The following is a 21,633-nucleotide window of genomic DNA, read 5'->3' as shown; positions in this document are numbered from 1 at the left end:
GCTGCGGTTTACCTGACAGAACACAGGGAGCCTGATTGGGGCTGCTGCGCAGCCCAGCGCGGGGCAAGCCCGCTCACCACAATAAGCGCGCGCAGGCTCACCCAATAACGCATTCGAGAGTGCACCTCCACACCCCACGTGATCTGAGGACTACTCGTCACCTGTGGTGAGCGGGCTTGCCCCGCGCTGGGGTGCGAAGCAGCCCCTGATGAAGACGAATGCGGTGTATCAGGCACGCCTCTGCGCCTGGTTTTGGGGCTGCTGCGCAGCCCAACGCGGGGCAAGCCCGCTCACCACAACAAGCCCGCTCGCCACAGGTTTCTTTGCGCTCTCCCGGACAGGGTTCAGCCACGGCGGCCTTAAGCAAGCGTGAGGAACAATGCCGAGGTCCAGACCCGGGACTGGTCGCGTTGGCGCGCGCAGATGAACAGCGGATGCTCGCGCCCCGCGTGCAGATTGAGTGGCGCCAGCTCGATCTGCCCCTGCAGTTCACGGGGCAGCGCTTCGGCGGTGGTCCTTTCCAGGGAGACTTTCAGCTCCGCCCCTGGCAGCTCTTCGATCACCTGGGATTGCGCCAGCAGTTCTTCGCCGGACAGTTCCATCAGCACCGTCGGCGCATGCACGTAGGGCTGCGGTTCGGACGGATCGCCGACCTTGATGTAGTTGTCGATGCGGCTGCGGACCTGCAACGTCGCGCCGGCCAATTGCGACAGGTCGATTTCGATGCTGTCGGTGTCGCCGTTGGTGTCGGTGCGAAAGGCCAGGGTCGTGGCGTCCTTGCGCCATACGGTTTGCTCCGGATGATCGAGGCCCAAGGCGCGAAAACCATTGATGACCGCGCCCGTCACCCGGATTTCGCCGGTCCAGTACGCGCCGCGATAACGGTCCTTGATGCGTGCGCCCCCCAGGCGCAGCCGGATGCGTTGGGCGGAAAACCCCAGCTCCTGATGCAGGTTGCGCGACCAGATCAGTTTATCGCCGTCGAACAGGTCCACCTGCTCCCAGCCCGCCTCGCCCAGCAATCGATAGTCCAGCGTCGCATTCGAATCGGCGCTGAAGACCTCGCCCATGAAGTGCTGGCCCTGGCGCAGGCTGGCAAATGCACGCTCGCCCGTCGTGGCAAAGGTGCGACGGGCGCGAAGGGCCTTGCCGACACTCGAACGGTCGAAAGACTCGGCAATCACACCGGTCAACCCGCCGCGAGAGCCAAACACGGCCGTGGCCGGAACCCCGCCGCCGCAACGGCCCTGATGCTCATCGCTGTTCGCCGCGGCGCCGACCCGATAGCCACGCTGAAGGGCTTCGGCGTAGACCCAATGGAACTGGCCCCAGGCCGAGCCGACTTCGATCAAGCGTTCCAGCTCCGGATGGTGCCAGTCGAGGTTGCAGCGGCGCCCGCCGACATGGGGCATCATCAGGTGACCTTCCGGGTCTTTCGCATAGGCCGCGTACAGCTCGTCCACCGGCCAGGCCCCCGGTTTGATGGTGCCGGCAGTGAACTCGTTCCACTCGAAAGAGCGCACCAGGCGCCCTTGGTTGTCGAACGGAAACTCGGGCTTGCGATCATGCAGGAACACCACGTTACGGTCGCCGCCCGCGCAGGAGTTGCCGCACCACTCGGTGCCGGGGTAGCAGACGAAGCGGCCGGGCTCGTTGAGTTCGTGAATCAGCTTCACCGCCTGATCCCAGCGTTGCTCGGTGATATTGAAGTCGTTGGCGGTGTAGCCGAGCACATCGAGGCCGGCGACATCGCGGCCGTAGCTGAGGTTGTAGAGCGTGTCGTTGGTGCCCACGGTGTCATCGGAGTGCACATGCAGGTCGGCGTACAGCGGGCGCAATGCGCTGCCGGCCGGGTCAACCGTCACGAAGGCCTGGGCGCCACGCACGCCGGGCGCCTGCACCTCGGCGGACAAACGCCACTCGCCCACCGCCCCGAGGTCAAACCCCTCGAGCCGCACCGTCGCCCACCCTTCATTGGCCAGGGTAAACCCTTGCTGGCGCTCGCCGCCTTCCGGATCAACCAGGGTCAGTACCCCGTTGAGCGGCAGGTTGCGGCACGTGTTGCCCCAGGCATCGTCGACTCGCAGCAGCACGTCGAACGCCTCACCGGCGCCGACCAGGCGCGGCACAATCAGCTGCACACTCTGCGCCGGTCCCGGCACGATGTTCAGCAACGGATCGCCGGGCACCTCGGCAAATTTCGAGCTGCCCAAGGGGTCGATAAACAGCCGGAAACGGAAGTCTTTCTCGACGAAACTCTGCACCCGCGTGCCCGCCCCGCCCTGGCGACGGTCACCCAGGCGAATAGTGATTTTGTCGCCGGGATTCAGGTAGCCGTCGATGATGTCAATGATGATCGCTTTCTGGAACGGCCGTTCGTGACCCTTCTGGTCGAAGCGCACTTTCAGGTGCTGCACGGTGGCCTGGCTCTGCCCGGGGACCAACTCGCCCGCCTGGTACTCGGCGCTGACGTAGTTGGGGCCGGCCGGGTTCGAGGTCTGGAACAGTGCCCAATCGGAGTAGAACTTGAACGCCAGTTTCAACCAGGCGCCATCCGCCAGGCCGCTGCCGCCGACCTCGTAGACCAGGGTGATTTCATCCCATTGCCCGGCAATCAGCGTGTACCGATCACAGTCGATGCTGCCGAGGAACGGGCGTTGCTTGTTGCGTTCGTAGAGGCCTTGGGGGGCGATGTAATGCCCGGCTTCGCGGGGATCGAATACGTTACTCACATGACACCTCGTGCAGTGGTCCACTGAAGGTTTGAAAGGGTTCGAAGGCAAAGGACGATGCTTACTGCACGCGCCATTTCTGGTAGTGACGCTCGATGCGCCGGAACACAAGACTCTCCATCAGCCAGGCAATCAGGCCGATCAGCACGATGCCCAGCAGCACCTGGCTGCTGTTGCCGATCTGCCCGCCGGTGGAGACCATCCAGCCGATGCCCTGGGAGGCGCCGATCATTTCTGCGGCGACCAGTGCCCGCCAGCCCTGACTGAAACCGATGCGCAAGGCCGCCGTCACGAAGGGCAATGAGGCCGGCAGGTAAACGTGGGCCAGCAATTGCCAGGGGTTGGCACCCAAGGTGCGCGCCGCGCGGACTTCGCCACTGCGAATGCTCTGCACGCCTTCCTGGATGGTCACCGCCATGGGGAACATCGCGGCAATGAAAATCACCAGCACGATGGAGACATAGCCCAGGCCGAAAATGATCATGATCAGCGGCGCCCAGGCAATCGGCGGGATCGCCATGAACAGGCTGTTGAGCGGCGAGATGAAATCGCGAAAGCGCGAAGACAAGCCGCCGGCCGTGCCCAGCACAATCGCGACAAGCACCGCCGCACAGAAGCCGCCGACTTCCTCCAGGACGCTCGCCCTGAGGTGCTGCCACAGCGAACTGTCGCTGAGCCAACGCAGCGCTTCGCGCGCCACATCCCAGGGCTGCGGCAGGATGTAGGTGGGAAAGCGGCTGGCCAGGGCCATCCAGATCAACAGCAGGAATGGCAGCGAAGCCCATCCCCAATTAGGTTTTGGCAAGGACATGACAGGCTCAGACTCAGCGCGAGGCTTTTTCCAGGTAGGCGGTATCCACGATCTGCTCGGTCTTGAGCGTGGTGTCGATAAAGCCCAGGTCGTGGGAATAATTCATCAGGCGCTGGATGAATTGGATATCCGCAGGCTGCAAGTCCGCCGACCAGCCCAATCGCGTGCGCGCCTGGGCGACGATGGCCTCCGGGGCAATGGTCTTGCCGTCAGGCCCCTGGACCGCTTCAAGCTTGAACGCCTCGGCGATGATGCGATTCGACTCGTCGGGATGCTCGTTGAGGAACGCGATGGCCTTGCGGTGCGCACGCAGCAGCTTGACCACGTCGTCCGGTCGCTCCTGCAAGGTTTTGGGCAGCGCGATCACCACGTACCACGGGTAGTTCGGCAGCGCCTGGTTGACGTCGAGCAGAATCCGGCTCGACCCGCGCAGCAACGATTGGCTGACAAAGGGTTCCCAGGAAAACGCCGCGTCGACGATACCGCGCTCCAGCGCCGCGTTCATGTTGCCGGGTGGCATGTCGATGATGTCGAGGTCCTTGTCCGGGTTGAGCCCGGCTTTTTCTTTCAGCACATAGCCGCGCAACAACACGTCCATGCCACTGCCCTTCTTGACCCCGGCAAGCTTTTTGCCCTTGAGCTGCTCCAGGCTGTTGATCTGGCTATTTGCATCGACAATCACCGCCGCCTGACCGTAATTGACCTTGGCCAGAATCCGGCTTTGCAAGCCTCGGGAGAACCATTGGTACACCGGCGGCGTGCCGACATAGGCCACGTCCAGCTCATTGGCGGCCAGCGCCTGTTGGATCACCGGGCCATCGCCCAAGGCCTTGAGGTCGACATTCAAGCCTTCCTCGCGGTAGTAACCCTGCTTGTCGGCGATCAGCGCCGGGGCGTTGGCCATGGCGAACACATACCCCACGCGCAGGGGTTTCTCTTCAGCGGCCACGGCACCTGTGCTGCTTGCCAAGGCGGCAACAGACAAGGAAAGAGCAAGCAGCGAACGTTTGATCATGGGGTTAACTCGGGTTGGCAGGTGGGGTTAGGGATGGCTTCGGCCGCGCCCATGACCTGGGAAATGCGCTCCATCAGCTCATTGCGGTAATCGAGAAAGGCCGGCAGGCGACGGGTTTTCAGGTTGGAACGCGGGCGCGGCAAATGGATATCCAGTTCGCTATGGATACCGCCGGGGGCGATGTTGAGCACGATGACCCGGTCGGCCAGGAACACCGCTTCGTCGATGTCGTGGGTGATGAACAGCACCGTCTGACCCAGCTCGGCCCAGATCCGCAGCGTCTCTTCATTCATGTTGTTGCGGCTGATGGCATCCAGCGCGGCGAAGGGTTCGTCCATCAGCAATACGCTGGGCTCCAATGCCAAGGTCCTGGCCAGGGAGACGCGCTGCTGCATGCCGCCCGACAGCTGATGGGGCAAGCGCTGTGCAGCGTTCTCCAGGCCGACCAGGCGCAAATACTGCAACGCCTGGGCACGCTGTTGCGCCTCGCTGAGCTGCGCCGTCATCCGCAGGCCGAAACGCACGTTCTCCAGCGCGCTCAACCAGGGAAACAACTGCGGCGCCTGAAACACATACCCCAACTCCGAGCGCTCCGGGCGCACGGCGGTCTGGTTGATGCTGATCCGGCCGCTCTGGGGTTGCTGAAAACCCGACAACAGATTCAGCAACGTGGTTTTTCCGCAGCCCGACGGCCCGAGGATCGCGACGAATTCGCCCGGCTTGGCATTCAGGCTGAACGCGTTGAACACCCGATGGCCGTTGGGGTAGCTGAAACTGATGTGATCGACCGTCAGGGCGTCGGCTTGCGGTGGTGCGTAAGGCAAGGAGTCGGGCATGGCAAGTATCGTCAGGTCGTTTACAATGGGAATGCCTGACATAATACGTATTAATACAAGTTGTCCCAATAACCTATTTTTATAACCTTAGAAGTGAAGGCGCACCGCCCCACTCCGAGGCCCCTGGAAGCCGACCGTGTCCACGTCCATTCTGCGCGACAGCACCACCTCGCTCTACGAACAGATCGCCCATCGTTTGCTGGAAGAGATTCAGCGCGGCGATTTCGAACCCACCGGCAAACTGCCGTCAGAAGCCGAACTGGGCGAACGCTTTGGTGTGAGTCGCGTCACGGTGCGCCTGGCGGTGGGCAAGCTCAGCGACGACGGCGTGGTGGAGCGCAAGCAAGGCAAGGGCACGTTCGTCGCCGCGAAGCAGGTTCGGCATGGCCTGGATGCGTTGCGCAGTTTCCATGAAGCCTTGTTATTGCAAGGGCTCAAACCGAGCATGCAGGTGATCAGCCACACGCTGCAGCCCGTTCCGGAAGCCTTGATGGCGTTGTTTGAAGGCGCCCACGATTGCCTGCTGCTGGAGCGCCTGCATTTCGTGGATGATGAGCCCATCGCCCTGGGCCGCAGCCATCTACCGGCCGAGTTGGCCGGCGTGGTCTGGACAGACGTCGAGCATCAACCAATCTACTCGATCCTGGAATCGATCACCGGCCAGGCCGTCACCCGTGCCGACCTGGCCATCCGTGCGCAAGCAGCCGATGCAAGCCTGGCCAGCACCCTGCACGTCAAACGCGGTGCCGCGCTGCTGGTGATGGAGCGCAGTTCTTACTTTGCCGACGGCCGTTGCTGCGACCGCACCACCTTCTTTATCCGTCCGGAACGCTATGCGTTTGTCCTCAGCGGCGTATTCAAATCCGGCCCTGCCAAATAACGATCTGTACAGGTCATTTGAAGGGATCGGCAGACACGCGGCGCTGGGTCTTCTAGCGATAGCCCCGCGCCTGAACGTCGAACAGCTCGGCATAACGTCCACCCGCAGCCATCAGCTGGTTATGGCTGCCCTCCTCCAGAATCTGCCCGCGTTCCAACACAATAATGTGATCCGCACTGCGCACACTGGAAAAACGGTGGGAAATCAGCAGGGTCATGCGGCCCCTGGCATGCTCACGGAAGTGCTCGAACACCGCCGCTTCAGCCCCGGCATCCAGCGCGGCAGTGGGTTCATCGAGGATCAGCAGATCGGCATCCTGACGCATGTACGCCCGCGACAAGGCCACTTTCTGCCACTGCCCCCCGGACAGTTCCTGGCCTCCAAACCAGCGTCCCAGCTGGGTTGAATAGGTATGGCTCAAGCGCTCGATAAATTCCGCCGCCACGCCTTGAGTGGCAGCGCTGCGCCAGCGGGCCTGGTCGTCCAGGGCATCGACGTCCCCCACGCCGAGGTTCTCGCCGACACTCATCTGGTAGCGGATGTAGTCCTGGAAAATAACGCCGATGCGCTGGCGCAGGGTGTGTTCGTCCCATTCCTGCAGGTCGCTGCCATCCAGCAGGATGCGGCCTTCATCCGGGGTATACAGACGGGTCAGCAGTTTGATCAGGCTGGTCTTGCCGGAACCATTTTCACCCACCAGGGCCAGGCTTTTCCCCGGTGCCAGGTGCAGGCTGATATTGCGCAGCGCGGCGGATCCGGCGCCTGGGTAGGTGAACCCCACCTGCTCGCAGCGCAGGCCATCGCCAGGGCGCGCGCCCTCGGTGAGCCGGCCGCGCGGCGTGATCACGGGGGTTTCAAGGTATTCATACAGGTCCGAGAGGAACAGGCTGTCGTCGTACAGCCCGGCAATGGCGCTGAGGCTGGCGGTGATTGCGGCCTGCCCCTGCTTGAACAGCACGATGTACATGGTCATCTGGCCCAGGCTCGTCTGGCCACGCACGGTGTCGAGTACCACCCAGGCGTAGGCCAGGTAAAACGCTGCGGTGCCCAGCAGGCCCAATGCAAAGCCCCAGGCGTCGCGGCGCAGCGTCAATTGGCGGTCCTCCGTATACAAGCGCTGAGCGTTGTCGCGATAGCGCTGGAGGAACAGCGGTGCCAGGCCAAACAGCTTGACCTCCTTGGCATGGGACTCGTGGGAGAGCAAGGATTCCAGGTAGTTCTGCCGGCGCGTCTCCGGTGCACGCCGGTGGAACAGGCGGAACGCATTGCCGGAAAAATGCGTCTCGGCGAAAAACACCGGCAACGCACCGACCACCAGAATCAACAGGGCCCACGGCGAAAAGTGCACCAGCAGGACTGCAAAGCTGACCAGCGAAATGAGGTTCTGCACCAACCCCAGTCCTTTGGTGACCAGGCTCAGCGGGCGTGTCGAAGCCCCCTGGCGCACGCGCACCAGCTTGTCGTAGAACTCGGCGTCTTCAAATTGCAGCAGCGAAAGGGTCTGGGCTTTCTCCAGGACCATCAGGTTGACCTTCACGCCCAGCTTCACCCGCAACAGCGACTGCTGCATCGACAGCGCCCGTTGCGCCGCCGCCAACAAAGCCAGCACACCGGCCTCGGCCAGCACGTAGCGCATCACCGGCCACACGGGGGCCTGGCTGCCGGCCGCATGAACCTGCATGGCGTGGACCACGCCATCAACGATGCGCTGTCCAATCCAGGCGGCCAGTGCGGGCAGCAGTCCGGCGACAATCGTCGCCAGCAACAGCCCCGTGAACAGTGGCCGCGAGGTTTCCCACACCAGCCCCAGTGCCCTGCGCGCCTGGGTCGAAAACGCGCTCAATCGATTGAACAGCACCATGAATGGCACGGACTCCTTGAGGGGGGTGAAATCAGGCCGGACGGCCGAGAGCCATGGAGATGGGCGGGTCACTGCGCCACTCGCTCCCGGATCCAGGCGCGCCCCGGATTATGACAGGCCGTGACACCAGAACCACGCGTATTCATCGATGTTCTTCCCAGGCGCGTCGTCGCCAGTGGTTGGCGTGACGTCTTTTGACTCGATGGCGGTTGGGCGCCCGACCTTAGGTCACGTCCTGACGCCCCGCGCGGCCCAGCGACCAGCCAAAATTCATGCCCGCCGCCGCCAGCAGGATCGCGCCTGCGCCCATCACCTGCAGGGTGCTGAGGGGATGGGCGAAGGCTACCCAGTCGACCAGGATGGCGACAATCGGATAGATGAACGACAGCGCCCCGACCAGCGCCGTGGGGATTTTCTGGATGGCGCTGTACAACAGGGTCGACATCAGCCCGGTATGGACCACCCCGATAATGATCAGGTAAGTCCAGGCGCCCTTGAGCGTTTCGCCCCCAGTGAAGTCCACGAACGGTGCCAGCACCAGCACGCCGACCACCATCTGGATCAGCACGATCAGGTGCGCGGGCAAATCCTTGAGACGCTTGGTGATCGCCGCCGCCACGGCATAGAAGAAGGCTGAAGCCAGGGCCAGGCAGACACCCAGCACGTAGTCGGCACCGGTGGCCTGCCCACGGCCCTTGGCGGACACAATCAGCATCAGCCCGGCGAAGGCCAACAGCAGCCAGCCGACCTTGGCGATGCTGAGGCGTTCGGCAAAAAACAGCACACCCAGGCCAACCAGCATGAACGGCTGAACGTGGTAGACCACCGTGGCAATGGCAATGGAGGAATGGGTGTAGGCACCGAACAGCAGCACCCAGTTGAGGACCAACGCCACCCCGCCCAGGCACACCAGAAGGAATTGCCGGGCAGTGATCCGGGAGCGACGCAGCACCCCAAGCGCCAGGCACGCGACCAGCATCGCCAGGGCGCCGAACAGGCAACGCCAGAACACCACCGCCTCCGGGCCCTGCCCCGACATAACGACGAACCAGCCGACTGTGCCGGAGATGACCATGGCCGAGATCATTTCGAGCGTCCCACGGGTTTGCGACTTCATCACTCACGGCTTCCTTGCTATCGACATCGCCATGGCCCAAGCCACCGTTCGCGGGGAAATAGGCTGGCAAATACAACTTTATAATGAACGTATGGCCGATATACTGAACATGGTACCCAAGAGCGTCAACCCATTTATGGATGGTTTATAAAACAAATGACCGATATAACGAACGACCTACCGAAAAATAATCTGACTCGAATCGATCTGCTGGCGCTGTCAATCAAGCGCGAGCGCCTGGCCGCCGGGCTTTCCTTGACCGAGCTGGCGAAGCGCGCCGGGCTAGCGAAGTCGACCTTGTCTCAATTGGAGTCGGGCATCGGTAACCCCAGCATCGAAACCTTGTGGTCGCTGGCGATGGCCATGGGCTTGCAAGTCACCCGGTTCTTCGAGCAACCCCGGCAGGCCCTGCGGGTGATTCGCGCCAACGAGGGCATGACCGCCTATGCCGAGACGGCCCATTACGCAGCGACCCTGCTTGCCGATTGCCCGGCTGGCGTACAGCGCGACATCTACCGACTCAAGGTGCAGCCCGGCGAAGTTCGTCTGTCTCAGCCTCACCCGCAGGGCACCGTAGAGCATGTGGTGCTGTGCAGTGGCAGTGCACGTATCGGCCCGGCGAGTGGCCCGGTGTTGCTCAACGCCGGCGACTACATCAGCTACCTGGCGAATGTGCCGCATGTGTTCGAGGCACTTGAGGCGGACACCACGGCAGTGATGGTGATCGAGCATTCCTGAGGTGGGAGCACCTTGACGCCTGTCAAATCCGTAGCTGCCGAGCCCTGGCGAGGCTGCGTCGGCCGGGACTCGGGCTTGAATCGGCAGGGGGATCGCTAGCAACTTGACCCTTTCATCTCGTCCATTTTATCGAGCAGGACGCCAATAACCCCCGCCTTTTTTTTGGGGGGCCCATCAGTTGCGCGTCAAGAGCGTGTGCGGCGCAACCCCAAACGCCTTGCGAAAAGCATGGCTGAAGTGGGAGAAATCGGAAAAACCGAAATCCAGTGCGGCTTGGGAAACGCTGCGCACCTGGCCGCACTCGATAGCCGCGCGACTGGCATTCAGCCGTTCTTTCCAGATCTCCGCGACCGGGCTTTTCTGATGACGGGCGAATGCACGGGTCACCGTGCGGGTGGACACGTGGTGGGCTTGGGCGATCAGTTCGATCGACAGTTCTCGGTCGCTCAAGTGGTGCTGGATGTAGGTCATTATCCGCGCATACAGATCCAGCTCCTGGTGAGTGGTCTTCAGGTCCTGGAGTTCCAGGCTGATCACGAGCAGGTCGATTATCGTGTTGGAGTAACGATTGCAAATGCCTCCATCCTCCAGAAGCACGGGAGTGTTCGCCATCTGGCGCAGCATCTCGCGCAGCGGCACCACGCCAGGGCGGCGGTCATCCAGCACCATTGCGGTGCATTCCGCCACACGCGGCAACCGCTCGGTCAGCAACTGCCGAGGGATACGCATCAAGTGGTTTTCGCTCCCCCCCAGGCTGAATCGGAACGGTCGGGTTGCGTCATAAAGGAACAAATTACCCGCACCCAGTGTGGCCTTGCGCCCCTCTTGCTCAAGTTCGCCATACCCATTGAGGGTAAAGCCCAGCCACAGGTCGTCGGCGGGGCCACTGCGTAAATGCCGCTCGGAACGGACCCAATGGTGCAGCGGGGACGACAGCCTGGAGACATCCAACGCCCCTACGCCGGAGACCTGGAGCGTTCCGTTGAAATCGCTCTGGGTCGAGGGTTTGCTGTCAGCCATAAGACAATGGCGACACACCACTTCTTTCCAGTAATCGAAGCGACGCGGTTGCGAAACGGCAAGGGTGGAATAGTGATTGTTCTGAGCCATGGCACTCACCTTAATGCAACGACTTGAAGCAGCGACACGCTGCCGGTCGATCTTGGAAAGCAAAATTCAGACCACGCCCAGCCCTCTTTATCGCGCCTGAGCCCTGGCATCGGGCATCTGTCTTTTCCAACCAAACGGTTGTCCTGGCGAACAAAGCGAGGCGGTTCGTACCTGCCTGACTATGACCTCACAGCCTGTCCAGCCCGCTACGCCTGAACCTGAAAAAAACAAGGAGCCGCCCATGGAATCTGCGATCGACAAACACCTTAGATGCCCACGGACGTTGTCCCGCCGGGTGCCCGAGGACTACCAGCCGCCCTTCCCTATGTGGGTCGGCCGCGCTGGCGAACAATTGAAGCAGGTAGCGATGGCCTACCTGGGCGTGCAGTTTCGCGGTGAGGCGCAGCGTGAGCGTGCCCTTAAAGCCATGCGCGACATCGTCGGCAGCTTCAGCCTGCCCGACGGCCCGCAGACCCACGACTTGACCCATCACACGGACAACAGTGGCTACGACAACCTGATGATCGTCGGCTACTGGAAGGACGCCGCAGCCTATTGCCGCTGGTTGCGATCGCCGCCCGTCAATGACTGGTGGGCATCGCCGGATCGCCTGAACGACGGCCTGGGTTATTTTCGCGAAATCACCGCGCCGCGTGCCGAGCAGTTCGAAACCCTCTATGCGTTCCAGACGCAGTTGCCGGGGGTGGGCGCGATCATGGACACCACCAGCGGCGAGATCGAAGAGCACGGTTACTGGGGCTCGATGCGTGATCGCTTCCCGGCGTCCCAGACCGACTGGATGAGCCCCACGGGCGAACTGAAGGTGGTACTGGGCGACCCGGCCAAAGGTGGCCGTGTCGTCGTCATGGGCCATGACAACATCGCGCTGATTCGCTCCGGCCAGGATTGGGCTGACGCCGAGGCTGACGAGCGCTCGCTGTACCTCGACGAAATCTTGCCGACATTGCAGGACGGCATGGATTTCCTGCGCGATAACGGTGCGCCCCTGGGCTGCTACAGCAATCGCTTCGTGCGCAACATCGACCTCGACGGCAACTTCCTCGACATGAGCTACAACATCGGCCACTGGCGTTCGGTCGAGAAACTGGAACGCTGGGCCGAATCCCATCCCACCCACCTGCGCATCTTCGTCACCTTCTTCCGTGTGGCGGCCGGCCTGGTGAAGTTGCGGCTGTACCACGAAGTGTCGGTCTCGGACGCCAGGAGCCAGCTGTTCGAGTACATCAACTGCCACCCGCAGACCGGCATGTTGCGTGATGCAGGTGTCGCGCAAAGCTGACACCCGGCACCGCCCCATTCGTCCCGATTATTTTTTGGCCCTCATCTCTAGCGCATGGGGTCGGGGCCACTTTTTGACAGGCATCTGACCATGAAGTGGCACCGCGCTGAGCTGTCCTGTTCAGCCAAGCGAGTGTCCTGTTCAACAAAGCCGCAGTGGCAAAAGAGGCCTAATTTGTTCTCCATTACGACCCGGAATGATCCGACCCCGACAGTGCTGGAAGTGTTTGAACAGCCTCAAGTCTTCCCGCCGATCATCGATGAAATCAAGGAAAATCATGGCCATTATTCGACCCACGCTTGATCAACTGCAGGACCTCGCCACCCAGTTGCACATGCAGCTGACGCCAGAGCAGGCAGCGCAGTACCTGGACCTGATGCAACCGAGTTTCGACGCGTACGACCTGGTCGATGAGCTGCCTGATTTCGTTCCGCCCGTACGCTACGAGCGCAGTTCGGGCTATCGGCCCTCGGACAAGGAAAACCCGTTGAACGCCTGGTACTACCGGGCTGAAGTGAACGGGGCCCGGGAGGGCCTGCTGGCCGGCAAAACCGTCGCGCTGAAAGACAACATCGCCCTGGCAGGCGTGCCGCTCATGAATGGCGCCGCGCCCCTGGCCGGTTTCGTGCCGTCATTCGACGCCACCGTGGTCACGCGCCTGCTGGATGCCGGGGCGACGATCCTGGGCAAGGCCACCTGTGAACATTACTGTTTGTCCGGCGGCAGTCACACCTCTGACCCTGCCCCCGTGCACAACCCCCATCGTCACGGTTACGCCGCCGGCGGTTCTTCCTCGGGCAGTGCGGCGTTGGTCGCGGCCGGAGAGGTGGACATGGCCGTTGGCGGAGATCAAGGCGGGTCCATCCGAATCCCGTCGTCCTTCTGCGGCACCTACGGCATGAAGCCGACCCACGGCCTGGTGCCCTACTCCGGGGTCATGGCGATTGAAGCCACGATCGATCATGTCGGCCCCATTACCGCCAACGTGCGCGACAACGCGCTGATGCTGCAAGCCATGGCCGGCGCGGATGGGCTTGACCCGCGCCAGGCTGCGCCGCAAGTCGACGACTATCACAGCTACCTGACGAGGGGCGTGCGCGGGCTCAAAATCGGTGTGTTGCAAGAGGGCTTCGCACTGGCCAACCAGGACCCTCGCGTCGCCGAGAAAGTGCGTGACGCCATCGCCCGTCTCGAGGCGTTGGGCGCGCAGGTCGAGGCGGTGTCCGTTCCCGAGCACAACCTGGCGGGCTCGTTGTGGCACCCCATCGGCTGCGAAGGCTTGACCATGCAGATGATGCATGGCAACGGCGCGGGCTTTAACTGGAAAGGCCTCTACGATGTCGGCCTGCTGGACAAACAGGTCGGCTGGCGCGAGCAGGCCGACCAATTGTCCGCGTCGCTCAAGCTGTGCATGTTCGTCGGCCAATACGGGCTGAACCACTACAACGGACGTTATTACGCCAAGGCGCAAAACCTCGCGCGCTTCGCCCGGCAGGGCTATGACAAGGCGCTGCAGACCTACGACCTGCTGGTGATGCCGACCACGCCGATCATTGCCCAACCCCATCCACCGACGGATTGCTCGATCACTGAGTACGTGGCGCGCGCGCTGGAGATGATCGGCAACACCGCGCCACAGGACATCACCGGGCATCCCGCCCTGTCGATTCCATGCGGGCGGGTCGACGGCCTGCCCGTCGGGCTGATGCTGGTCGCCAGACACTATGCCGAAGGCACCCTTTACCAGGCTGCGGCGGCGTTTGAAGCCTCCGTGGACTGGCGCACGCTCTGAGCCATCTACGGGCGCCGCCGGCGCCCGTAGAACAATAAGAAATCCAATGACTTTTACCACCGTGTTGACTGATAGGAGTGACCCCATGAGTACAGCTACTTCAACGCCCGGCGAAAGAGCCTGGGCATTGTTTCAAGTCCTCAAGAGCAAGGAACTCATCCCGGAGGGCTATGTCGAGCAGCTCACGCAATTGATGGAGCACGGCTGGAGCCCCGAGAACGGCGCCCGTGTGGTGGCCAAGGCGTGGGTCGATCCGCAGTTCCGGGCACTGTTGCTCAAGGACGGCACGGCGGCCTGCGCCCAGTTCGGCTACACCGGCCCCCAGGGCGAATACATCGTCGCCCTGGAGGATACGCCGACGCTGAAGAACGTGATTGTCTGCAGCCTGTGCTCCTGCACCAACTGGCCGGTCCTCGGCCTGCCACCGGAGTGGTACAAGGGTTTCGAGTTCCGCGCACGCCTGGTCCGGGAGGGGCGCACGGTACTGCGCGAGCTGGGGACGGAGTTGCCCCGGAACATGGTGGTCAAGGTCTGGGACACCAGCGCCGAAAGCCGCTACCTGGTGCTGCCGGTCAGGCCGGAAGGCTCAGAACACATGAGCGAAGAGCAGCTTCAAGCGCTGGTGACCAAAGACGTGCTGATCGGCGTCGCCCTGCCCCGCGTGGGCTGAAAACAACACCTCATCATCGTTCACTCCCGGAGTTTTGATTATGGATGGCTTTCACGATCTCGGCGGTTTCCAAGGCTTTGGAAAAGTCCCTCACACCATCAACAGCCTGAGCTACAAACAGGTGTTCAAGCAGGACTGGGAGCATCTGGCCTACAGCTTGATGTTCATCGGTGCCGACCACTTGAAAAAGTTCAGCGTGGACGAAGTGCGTCACGCCGTCGAACGCCTGGATGTGCGCCAGCATGTCGGCACCCAGTACTACGAACGCTACGTCATCGCGACCGCCACCCTGCTGGTCGAAACCGGCGTGATCACCCAGGCGGAGCTTGATCAGGCCTTGGGCTCCCACTTCAAGCTGGCGAATCCCGCCCATGCCGAGGGCCGCCCGGCGATCACGGGGCGGCCGCCCTTCGAGGTGGGGGATCGGGTGGTGGTGCGAGACGAATATGTGGCTGGGCACATCCGCATGCCCGCCTACGTGCGCGGCAAGGAAGGCGTGGTCCTGCACCGCACGTCAGAGAAATGGCCGTTCCCCGACGCAATCGGCCATGGCGATGTAAGCGCAGCCCATCAACCCACCTACCACGTCGAGTTCGCCGTGAAGGACCTGTGGGGAGATGCCGCCGATGAGGGTTTTGTGGTGGTCGACCTGTTCGAAAGCTACCTGGACAAGGCCGCCGGCCCGCGCGCGGTGAACCCATGACAGACGGCGCCCAGGCAAGCCGACTGCCGGTGACGGTCCTTTCGGGCTTCCTCGGCGCCGGCAAGACCACCCTGCTCAACCACATCCTGCGCAATCGCGAAGGCCTGCGCGTGGCCGTCATCGTCAATGACATGAGCGAAGTCAATATCGATGCCGAAGAAGTGCAGCGCGATGTCGCGCTGCACCGTGGTCGCGATGAGCTGATCGAGATGAGCAACGGGTGTATCTGCTGCACCCTGCGCGCCGATTTGCTCGAGCAGATCAGTATGCTCGCACGCCAGCAGCGTTTCGATTACCTGCTGATCGAATCCACGGGGATCTCCGAGCCGATGCCGGTCGCGGAGACGTTCGCCTTCCTTGACGCTGATGGCTTCAGCCTCAGCGAACTGGCGCGCCTGGACACCTTGGTGACGGTGGTCGATGGCAGTCGCTTCCAGGAACTGCTCGAATCGCCGGACACCGTTGATCGCGACGACGCCACGCCAGACGCACCCAAGCGCCACCTGGCCGATCTGCTGATCGAACAGGTGGAGTACGCCAACGTCATTCTCGTCAACAAGCTGGACCTCATCGATGCTGCGCAGTACCAGGCCGTGCAGGCGATCCTCAAGGGGCTTAACCCGGCGGCGCGGATCATGCCGATGGCCCACGGTAACATCCCGTCAGCCAGCCTCCTCGGCACCCATCTGTTTGATTTACCCAGCCTCGCAGCGTCGCCGGGCTGGATGCGGAAAATGGAGGCGGCAGACGCGCCGGCCTCCGAGTCGGACACCTATGGCGTGACGTCCTGGGTGTACCGCGAGCGCGCGCCTTTCCACCCGCAACGGTTGCTCGACTTTCTCCAGCAGCCCTGGAGCAACGGGCGATTGCTGCGCAGCAAAGGTTACTTCTGGCTCGCCAGCCGCCACCTGGAAACCGGCCTGCTGGTGCAAAGCGGCAAGCGGTTCCAGTGGGACTATGTCGGGCGCTGGTGGAACTTCATCGAGCCGTCGCAATGGCCCCGGGACGAATACCGGCTGCAGGGCATCAGGGCCAAATGGGACAGCGTGGTCGGCGACTGCCGGCAGGAGTTGGTGTTTATCGGCCAGGGCCTCGACACCGACGCGTTACAGCGCGAGCTCGACCACTGCCTGCTGAGCGCCCAGGAAATCGCCGCCGGCCCACTGGCCTGGCAGGCACTGCCGGGGGCGACCGCCTTTGACCAGCGGGCCCTTGCCCGCATACCCACACAGCCCATGGCGATTGCCCCCATTTGATCCGAGATAGAGGTGCCCCATGCTCTTTTTCAGCCGAACCAACCGCTGGGTATTGGCTCCGCTTGCCGACAGACTGGATGAGCCTGACCAGGCGAGTACACCGCTGTCGTCGAGCAACCCGTTATTGCGACGCATCCTGGCGGGCGTCGAGACATTGCTGCAAGAGCGGCGAGCCCTGAAAGCACAGACACACGCGCTGGCATTGGAAGCAACCCAATTGACCGAACACCTGGCCCGCCGCGACGCGCTTTTACAGGAGCAGGAGGCGCGCTGGGCACTTATCGCCCAAGGCGCAGGTGAACTGTTTTGGGAACTGCAACCGGCAGGTGTTGCTGCACCCGCACCGGAGTGGGCTATGAAGTGGACAGGGTCCGCGTCGATCCCGACCCAAGGTATTGATCAACTTGGCCGCTGGAACGAGCACCTGCACGCGACGGACCGGCAACGCCATCTTGACGCGCTTGCCCGGCACCTGGCTGATCGCAGCGGGCGAACGCCCTTTGCGCTGGACGTACGCATGGCCCTTGCATCAGACGGTGACTATCGTTGGTGCAGGATCAGCGGTGTGGCGCGCCGCGATGCGCAAGGCGTACCGGTCGCCATCGGCGGAAGCCTGCGTGACATTCATGAACAGCGCCTGCACGAAGAGTCACTCGAACTGGCGGCCACACGCTTCGAGATTTCCCGTGAAATGCTCCATGACGGGCTCTGGGACATTGAGGTGGTGGCGGGTGACCCGGCGAACCCGAACAACACCATCTGGTGGTCTTCGCAAATGCGGCGACTGCTGGGGTACACCACGGTTGAGGAATTTCCCAACACATTGGAAAGCTGGACCTCACGCTTGCATCCAGACGACAGCGCACGGGCAATCGCGGCGTTTGTCGCCCACGTCGAAGACCACAGCGGTAAAACACCCTTTGATGTCGATTATCGGCTCAAGCACAGCAGTGGCAATTACCGCTGGTTTCGCGGCCGTGGGCAGACGCGACGCGCAGAGGACGGCTCCCCGCAAAGGGTGGTGGGTGCCATCACCGATATCCATGCCCACCATGAAGAAAACAGCATGCGTGAGGCTCAGGAACACCAGCACCGAGTGATGCAGGAGACCCTGCGCAAGCTGACGCACATTGTCGCCACCATCCAGGGCATCGCCAGCCAGACCAACCTGTTGGCCTTGAACGCCGCCATTGAAGCCGCCCGCGCTGGCGACGCCGGACGCGGGTTCGCGGTGGTCGCCGATGAAGTTCGCAAGCTGGCGACCCGCACCAGCCAGGCGACCCAGCAAGCGGCCGACATGATGGACAGCTAGCGCCACCGCGCCGAGTCGTGAGCAGCGCAACTATTGGCCGTACAAACCCAACAATAAGAACCAGGTATCGTTATGCGTGATTATCAAGCTGTGGCCACATCCTTCAATTACCAACAGACCGCCGAACTGGCTTTGCAAGGTGACCTGACTGCCCTGAACGCCTGCGTCGAATGCTGCGACCGGCACGCCCACGACGACGCCGTGGCGTTGTATTGCGAAGCACAGGATGGCAGCGCCGCCCAATACACATTCAGCCAATTGCAGGCCAGCGCCGCCCGCTTCGGCCATTTCTTGCGTGAGCAAGGGGTAAAACCGGGCGACCGCGTCGCCGGCCTGATGCCGCGCACGGTTGAACTGCTGATTGCCATCTTGGGGACCTGGCGGGTGGGCGCGGTCTATCAACCGCTCTTCACCGCATTTGGTCCCAAGGCGATCGAGCAACGATTGGGCTGCTCCAACGCGCGCTGGATCGTGACGGATGCGCAGAACCGTCCCAAGCTGGATGAGATCGGCAACTGCCCAAGCGTGATCGTAACCGGCGGGGGCCCGCAGAACCCCAGCGATTATCCGTTCTGGAGCATCCTGGACGGCCAAGACGTCGAGTGCGAACCGGTACTGCTGGACGCCAGCGCGCCATTCCTGTTGATGTGCACATCGGGTACCACGGGGCCGGCCAAGCCTCTGGAAGTGCCGTTGCGCGCCATTCTCGCCTTCAAGGGTTATATACGCGACTCCATTGGCCTGCAGCAGGACGACCGCTTCTGGAACCTGGCCGATCCCGGCTGGGCCTATGGCCTGTATTACGCGGTGACCGGCCCGCTGGCCTGTGGTCATGCCACGCTGTTCTACAACGGCCCTTTTACGGTGGAGAGTACGTGCCGAGTCATTGCCAAGTACGCCGTCAGCAATCTGGCCGGCTCCCCGACGGCCTATCGCCTGTTGATTGCCGAGGGGGCAGCGTTCGCCGACGCCGTGCGCGGCCGCCTGCGTGCCGTCAGCAGTGCCGGCGAGCCGCTCAACCCACACGTGATCCGCTGGTTTGCCGAGCAACTCGGCGTGACCATTCACGATCATTACGGCCAGACGGAAATCGGCATGGTGTTGTGCAATCACCATGGTTTGCGTCACCCGGTCCGTGAGGGCTCGGCGGGTTATGCGGTGCCCGGCTACCGCATCGTCGTACTGGACGACGCGCATCGGGAATTGCCGGCGGGTCAGCCGGGCGTCCTGGCGGTGGATCGCGAACGCTCGCCCCTGTGCTGGTTCGACGGCTACCTGGGCATGCCCACCCGGGCCTTTGTGGGGCGCTATTACCTCAGCGGCGACAGTGTGGAGCTGAATGACGACGGCAGTATCAGCTTCGTCGGCCGCAACGATGATGTGATCACCACGTCCGGCTACCGCGTCGGGCCGTTCGACGTCGAGAGCGCGCTGATCGAACACCCGGCGGTGATCGAGGCGGCGGTGATCGGCAAGCCCGACCCGCAACGCACCGAGCTGATCAAAGCCTTTGTCGTGCTCGACAGCCAGTACCAGCCCAGCGCCGAGCTGGCCGAAGTACTGCGCCTGCATGTACGGCAGCGCCTGGCCGCCCATGCCTATCCCCGGGAAGTGGAGTTCGTCGAGCAACTCCCCAAGACCCCCAGTGGCAAGTTGCAGCGCTTTATCCTGCGCAATCAGGAAATTGCCCGGCAGCAGGCGCCGGGGGCATGAACCCGTGGCCGGCGTGCCGGAGCGCCAGGCGTGCGTGCAATACGGGGCAAAGCGTGTGCTGAACCGATCAGACTTCCAGCGCAAAGCCTCGGAGTTATTCAAGGAGCGCAGTTTCAACCAGGTCAGCATGCGTGAACTCGCCGCCCATGTCGGCATAAGCCCGGGGGCGATCTATCACCATGTGGAAAGCAAGGAGGCGCTGCTTTACGAACTGCTGATGGAGCTGTATCAAACCCTGTTGTCCCAGGTGCACGGCATCAAGAATCGCCGATTGGCACCCGACCAACGCCTGGCCCAACTGATCGACTGTCACCTTCAATTGCATGAACACATGACCGGACACTTCAAGCTGGCGGTCATGGACGCCAATTGCCTGGGCGACTCGATGCAGGCAAGCGTCCAGCGCCTGAGGCGTGCCTATGAGTCGGAAATAATGGATTTGATCGGCCAGGCAGGCCATCCACCGGGCGGGCCGTTGCGCGAGGGCGCGCTCACGGCCATCTTGCCCATGCTGAACAGTCTACCCACCTGGTTAAGCCCGATGCTCGATAACGCCCAGCGGCGAACGATTACGAAGACCATCGCCTGTGCGGTGTTACAGGCCATTGATTCCCTGCCCTGAGCCCACCATGACCCATACTGAAACCCCAGGCTGGCCCGAGGCGGATTGCCGGAGCGCCTTATCAATCAGCACAGAACCCCGAACCGTCAGCGCCGCTGGTGCATGGATTGCAGAATCGCCGCCGAGATCTGCTCAAGGGGCACCTCACGCTCCACCGCACCGAGCTTGAACGCCTCCTTGGGCATGCCATAGACCACGCAGGACTCTTCATCCTGGCCCAGGGTGCGGGCGCCGTTGTCGTGCATTTCCTTCAGGCCCCGGGCGCCATCGTCGCCCATCCCCGTCATGATGATCCCCAGCGCGTTACTCCCGGCACTGCGGGCCACCGAACGAAACAGTACATCAACGGAAGGTCGATGCCGGCTGACCGGAGGTCCGTCGACAATTTCCACCAGGTATTGGGCGCCGCTGCGCTTGAGCACCATGTGCCGGCCACCGGGGGCAATCAGTGCACAACCGGGGATAACCCGGTCACCGTTCTTCGCCTCCCTGACCTCGATCTCGCACAATCGATTGAGGCGCTCGGCAAACGCGGCGGTGAAGTGTTCGGGCATGTGCTGCACGATGACGATGCCCGGACAGACCCTGGGCAAGGCGGTCAACACCAACTCCAGGGCTTGGGTGCCGCCCGTGGACGTCCCAATGGCGACAATGTTCTCGGTGGTGCGCGCCATTGCCTGGGTGCCCGCCGGCAATATGACGTCGGCCGTCAGCCTGGCGGGAGCGCGTTCGCTGGAAGGCACCATGCGTTTCATGTTGGCCCGCGCGGCGGCCTTGACGGCCCCCGCCAATTCATCGGCACTGTCGGTGAGAAACTGGCGCAGGTTGAGTTGTGGCTTGGTCACAATGCTGACCGCGCCGGCCGCCAGCGCCTGCATGGTGGTGGCCGCACCCTTTTCGGTCAGCGTGGAGCAGATGACCACGGGCGTGGGGTGTTCGGCCATCAACTTCTTGAGGAACGTGATGCCATCCATCCGTGGCATCTCCACATCCAACACAATCACATCCGGCCATTGCTTGTTCATTTTGTCCATGGCGAACACCGGGTCTGCCGCCGCGCCGATAACCTCAATAGCGGGGTCTTGCCCCAGGGTCGCCGTGAGTACCTGACGCACCACGGCGGAATCATCAATGATCAGCACTTTGATAAGGCTCATGTCGCACG

At 62.6% G+C, this 21,633-nt stretch carries 18 protein-coding genes and 2 pseudogenes; 12 read left to right on the top strand and 8 right to left on the bottom strand.

Going from position 1 to position 21,633, the window contains the following annotated elements; genetic code table 11:
* Positions 1 to 359: 359 nt before the first annotated feature.
* The 4 genes from B9N88_RS19760 to B9N88_RS19745 all read right to left on the bottom strand — a co-directional run bounded on the left by B9N88_RS19760 (position 360) and on the right by B9N88_RS19745 (position 5,394).
* Entirely contained in the window at positions 360 to 2,732 is a 2,373-nt protein-coding gene (locus B9N88_RS19760; RefSeq protein WP_027605710.1) for a DUF4232 domain-containing protein, read from the bottom strand.
* Between the two features lie 61 nt (positions 2,733 to 2,793).
* Positions 2,794 to 3,543: an ABC transporter permease gene (locus B9N88_RS19755; RefSeq protein ID WP_027605709.1), complete on the bottom strand. Its 750-nt coding sequence runs from the start codon at positions 3,541 to 3,543 to the stop codon at positions 2,794 to 2,796.
* A gap of 13 nt (positions 3,544 to 3,556) precedes the next feature.
* Positions 3,557 to 4,558 (bottom strand): ABC transporter substrate-binding protein, encoded by a 1,002-nt coding sequence (locus B9N88_RS19750; RefSeq protein WP_027605708.1) that lies wholly within the window; start codon positions 4,556 to 4,558, stop codon positions 3,557 to 3,559.
* The gene (locus B9N88_RS19745) at positions 4,555 to 5,394 is read right to left on the bottom strand and encodes an ABC transporter ATP-binding protein (protein ID WP_027605707.1); all 840 of its coding nucleotides are present in this window, start codon (positions 5,392 to 5,394) and stop codon (positions 4,555 to 4,557) included. The genes B9N88_RS19750 and B9N88_RS19745 overlap by 4 nt, the downstream gene beginning before the upstream one ends.
* A 136-nt stretch (positions 5,395 to 5,530) precedes the next feature.
* Between B9N88_RS19745 and B9N88_RS19740 the strand changes: the two genes are divergently transcribed.
* Entirely contained in the window at positions 5,531 to 6,274 is a 744-nt protein-coding gene (locus B9N88_RS19740; RefSeq protein ID WP_027605706.1) for a GntR family transcriptional regulator, read from the top strand.
* 52 nt (positions 6,275 to 6,326) lie between these two features.
* Here B9N88_RS19740 and B9N88_RS19735 read toward each other — a convergent pair whose 3' ends face one another.
* A complete protein-coding gene (locus B9N88_RS19735) occupies positions 6,327 to 8,135 on the bottom strand; it encodes an ABC transporter ATP-binding protein (RefSeq protein ID WP_027605705.1) in 1,809 nt (602 codons plus the stop codon).
* A gap of 223 nt (positions 8,136 to 8,358) precedes the next feature.
* Positions 8,359 to 9,252 carry a DMT family transporter gene (locus tag B9N88_RS19730; RefSeq protein WP_027605704.1) on the bottom strand — a complete coding sequence of 298 codons (894 nt, stop codon included), beginning with the start codon at positions 9,250 to 9,252 and terminating at the stop codon, positions 8,359 to 8,361.
* Positions 9,253 to 9,408: 156 nt separating this feature from the next.
* Between B9N88_RS19730 and B9N88_RS19725 the strand changes: the two genes are divergently transcribed.
* Positions 9,409 to 9,990: a helix-turn-helix domain-containing protein gene (locus B9N88_RS19725; protein WP_027605703.1), complete on the top strand. Its 582-nt coding sequence runs from the start codon at positions 9,409 to 9,411 to the stop codon at positions 9,988 to 9,990.
* 174 nt (positions 9,991 to 10,164) lie between these two features.
* Here B9N88_RS19725 and B9N88_RS19720 read toward each other — a convergent pair whose 3' ends face one another.
* A complete protein-coding gene (locus B9N88_RS19720; protein WP_027605702.1) occupies positions 10,165 to 11,100 on the bottom strand; it encodes an AraC-like ligand-binding domain-containing protein in 936 nt (311 codons plus the stop codon).
* Between the two features lie 241 nt (positions 11,101 to 11,341).
* Here B9N88_RS19720 and B9N88_RS19715 point away from each other — a divergent pair, with 241 nt between their 5' ends.
* The 10 genes and pseudogenes from B9N88_RS19715 to B9N88_RS19680 all read left to right on the top strand — a co-directional run bounded on the left by B9N88_RS19715 (position 11,342) and on the right by B9N88_RS19680 (position 20,468).
* Positions 11,342 to 12,400, top strand: a complete 1,059-nt coding sequence (locus B9N88_RS19715) for an aliphatic aldoxime dehydratase (protein WP_027605701.1) — start codon at positions 11,342 to 11,344, stop codon at positions 12,398 to 12,400.
* 90 nt (positions 12,401 to 12,490) lie between these two features.
* Entirely contained in the window at positions 12,491 to 12,703 is a 213-nt protein-coding gene (locus B9N88_RS32590) for a hypothetical protein (RefSeq protein ID WP_159457362.1), read from the top strand.
* Positions 12,678 to 14,192 (top strand): amidase, encoded by a 1,515-nt coding sequence (locus B9N88_RS19710; protein ID WP_027605700.1) that lies wholly within the window; start codon positions 12,678 to 12,680, stop codon positions 14,190 to 14,192. The genes B9N88_RS32590 and B9N88_RS19710 overlap by 26 nt, the downstream gene beginning before the upstream one ends.
* A gap of 85 nt (positions 14,193 to 14,277) precedes the next feature.
* Positions 14,278 to 14,862, top strand: a complete 585-nt coding sequence (nthA, locus tag B9N88_RS19705; RefSeq protein WP_027605699.1) for a nitrile hydratase subunit alpha — start codon at positions 14,278 to 14,280, stop codon at positions 14,860 to 14,862.
* Positions 14,863 to 14,902: 40 nt separating this feature from the next.
* The gene (nthB, locus tag B9N88_RS19700) at positions 14,903 to 15,565 is read left to right on the top strand and encodes a nitrile hydratase subunit beta (RefSeq protein WP_027605698.1); all 663 of its coding nucleotides are present in this window, start codon (positions 14,903 to 14,905) and stop codon (positions 15,563 to 15,565) included.
* Entirely contained in the window at positions 15,562 to 16,821 is a 1,260-nt protein-coding gene (locus tag B9N88_RS19695) for a GTP-binding protein (RefSeq protein WP_027605697.1), read from the top strand. Before nthB ends, B9N88_RS19695 begins: the two co-directional genes overlap by 4 nt.
* A gap of 19 nt (positions 16,822 to 16,840) precedes the next feature.
* Positions 16,841 to 17,854: pseudogene (locus tag B9N88_RS33070) on the top strand (PAS domain-containing protein); the annotation flags it as partial.
* Positions 17,840 to 18,109: pseudogene (locus B9N88_RS33340) on the top strand (methyl-accepting chemotaxis protein); the annotation flags it as partial. The pseudogenes B9N88_RS33070 and B9N88_RS33340, both read left to right, overlap by 15 nt.
* A 96-nt stretch (positions 18,110 to 18,205) precedes the next feature.
* The gene (locus tag B9N88_RS19685) at positions 18,206 to 19,846 is read left to right on the top strand and encodes an AMP-binding protein (protein WP_027605695.1); all 1,641 of its coding nucleotides are present in this window, start codon (positions 18,206 to 18,208) and stop codon (positions 19,844 to 19,846) included.
* A gap of 55 nt (positions 19,847 to 19,901) precedes the next feature.
* A complete protein-coding gene (locus B9N88_RS19680) occupies positions 19,902 to 20,468 on the top strand; it encodes a TetR/AcrR family transcriptional regulator (protein ID WP_027605694.1) in 567 nt (188 codons plus the stop codon).
* Between the two features lie 86 nt (positions 20,469 to 20,554).
* On the opposite strand, the gene B9N88_RS19675 is transcribed toward B9N88_RS19680, so the two are convergent.
* Positions 20,555 to 21,625: a protein-glutamate methylesterase/protein-glutamine glutaminase gene (locus B9N88_RS19675; protein ID WP_027605693.1), complete on the bottom strand. Its 1,071-nt coding sequence runs from the start codon at positions 21,623 to 21,625 to the stop codon at positions 20,555 to 20,557.
* Positions 21,626 to 21,633: the final 8 nt, after the last annotated feature.

Source organism: Pseudomonas sp. LAMO17WK12:I1, assembly GCF_900177315.1.
GTDB classification, from domain to species: domain Bacteria; phylum Pseudomonadota; class Gammaproteobacteria; order Pseudomonadales; family Pseudomonadaceae; genus Aquipseudomonas; species Aquipseudomonas marginalis.
The sequence above is the reverse complement of the archived record's forward strand: the minus strand, read 5'-3'. Positions and strand labels throughout refer to the sequence as shown.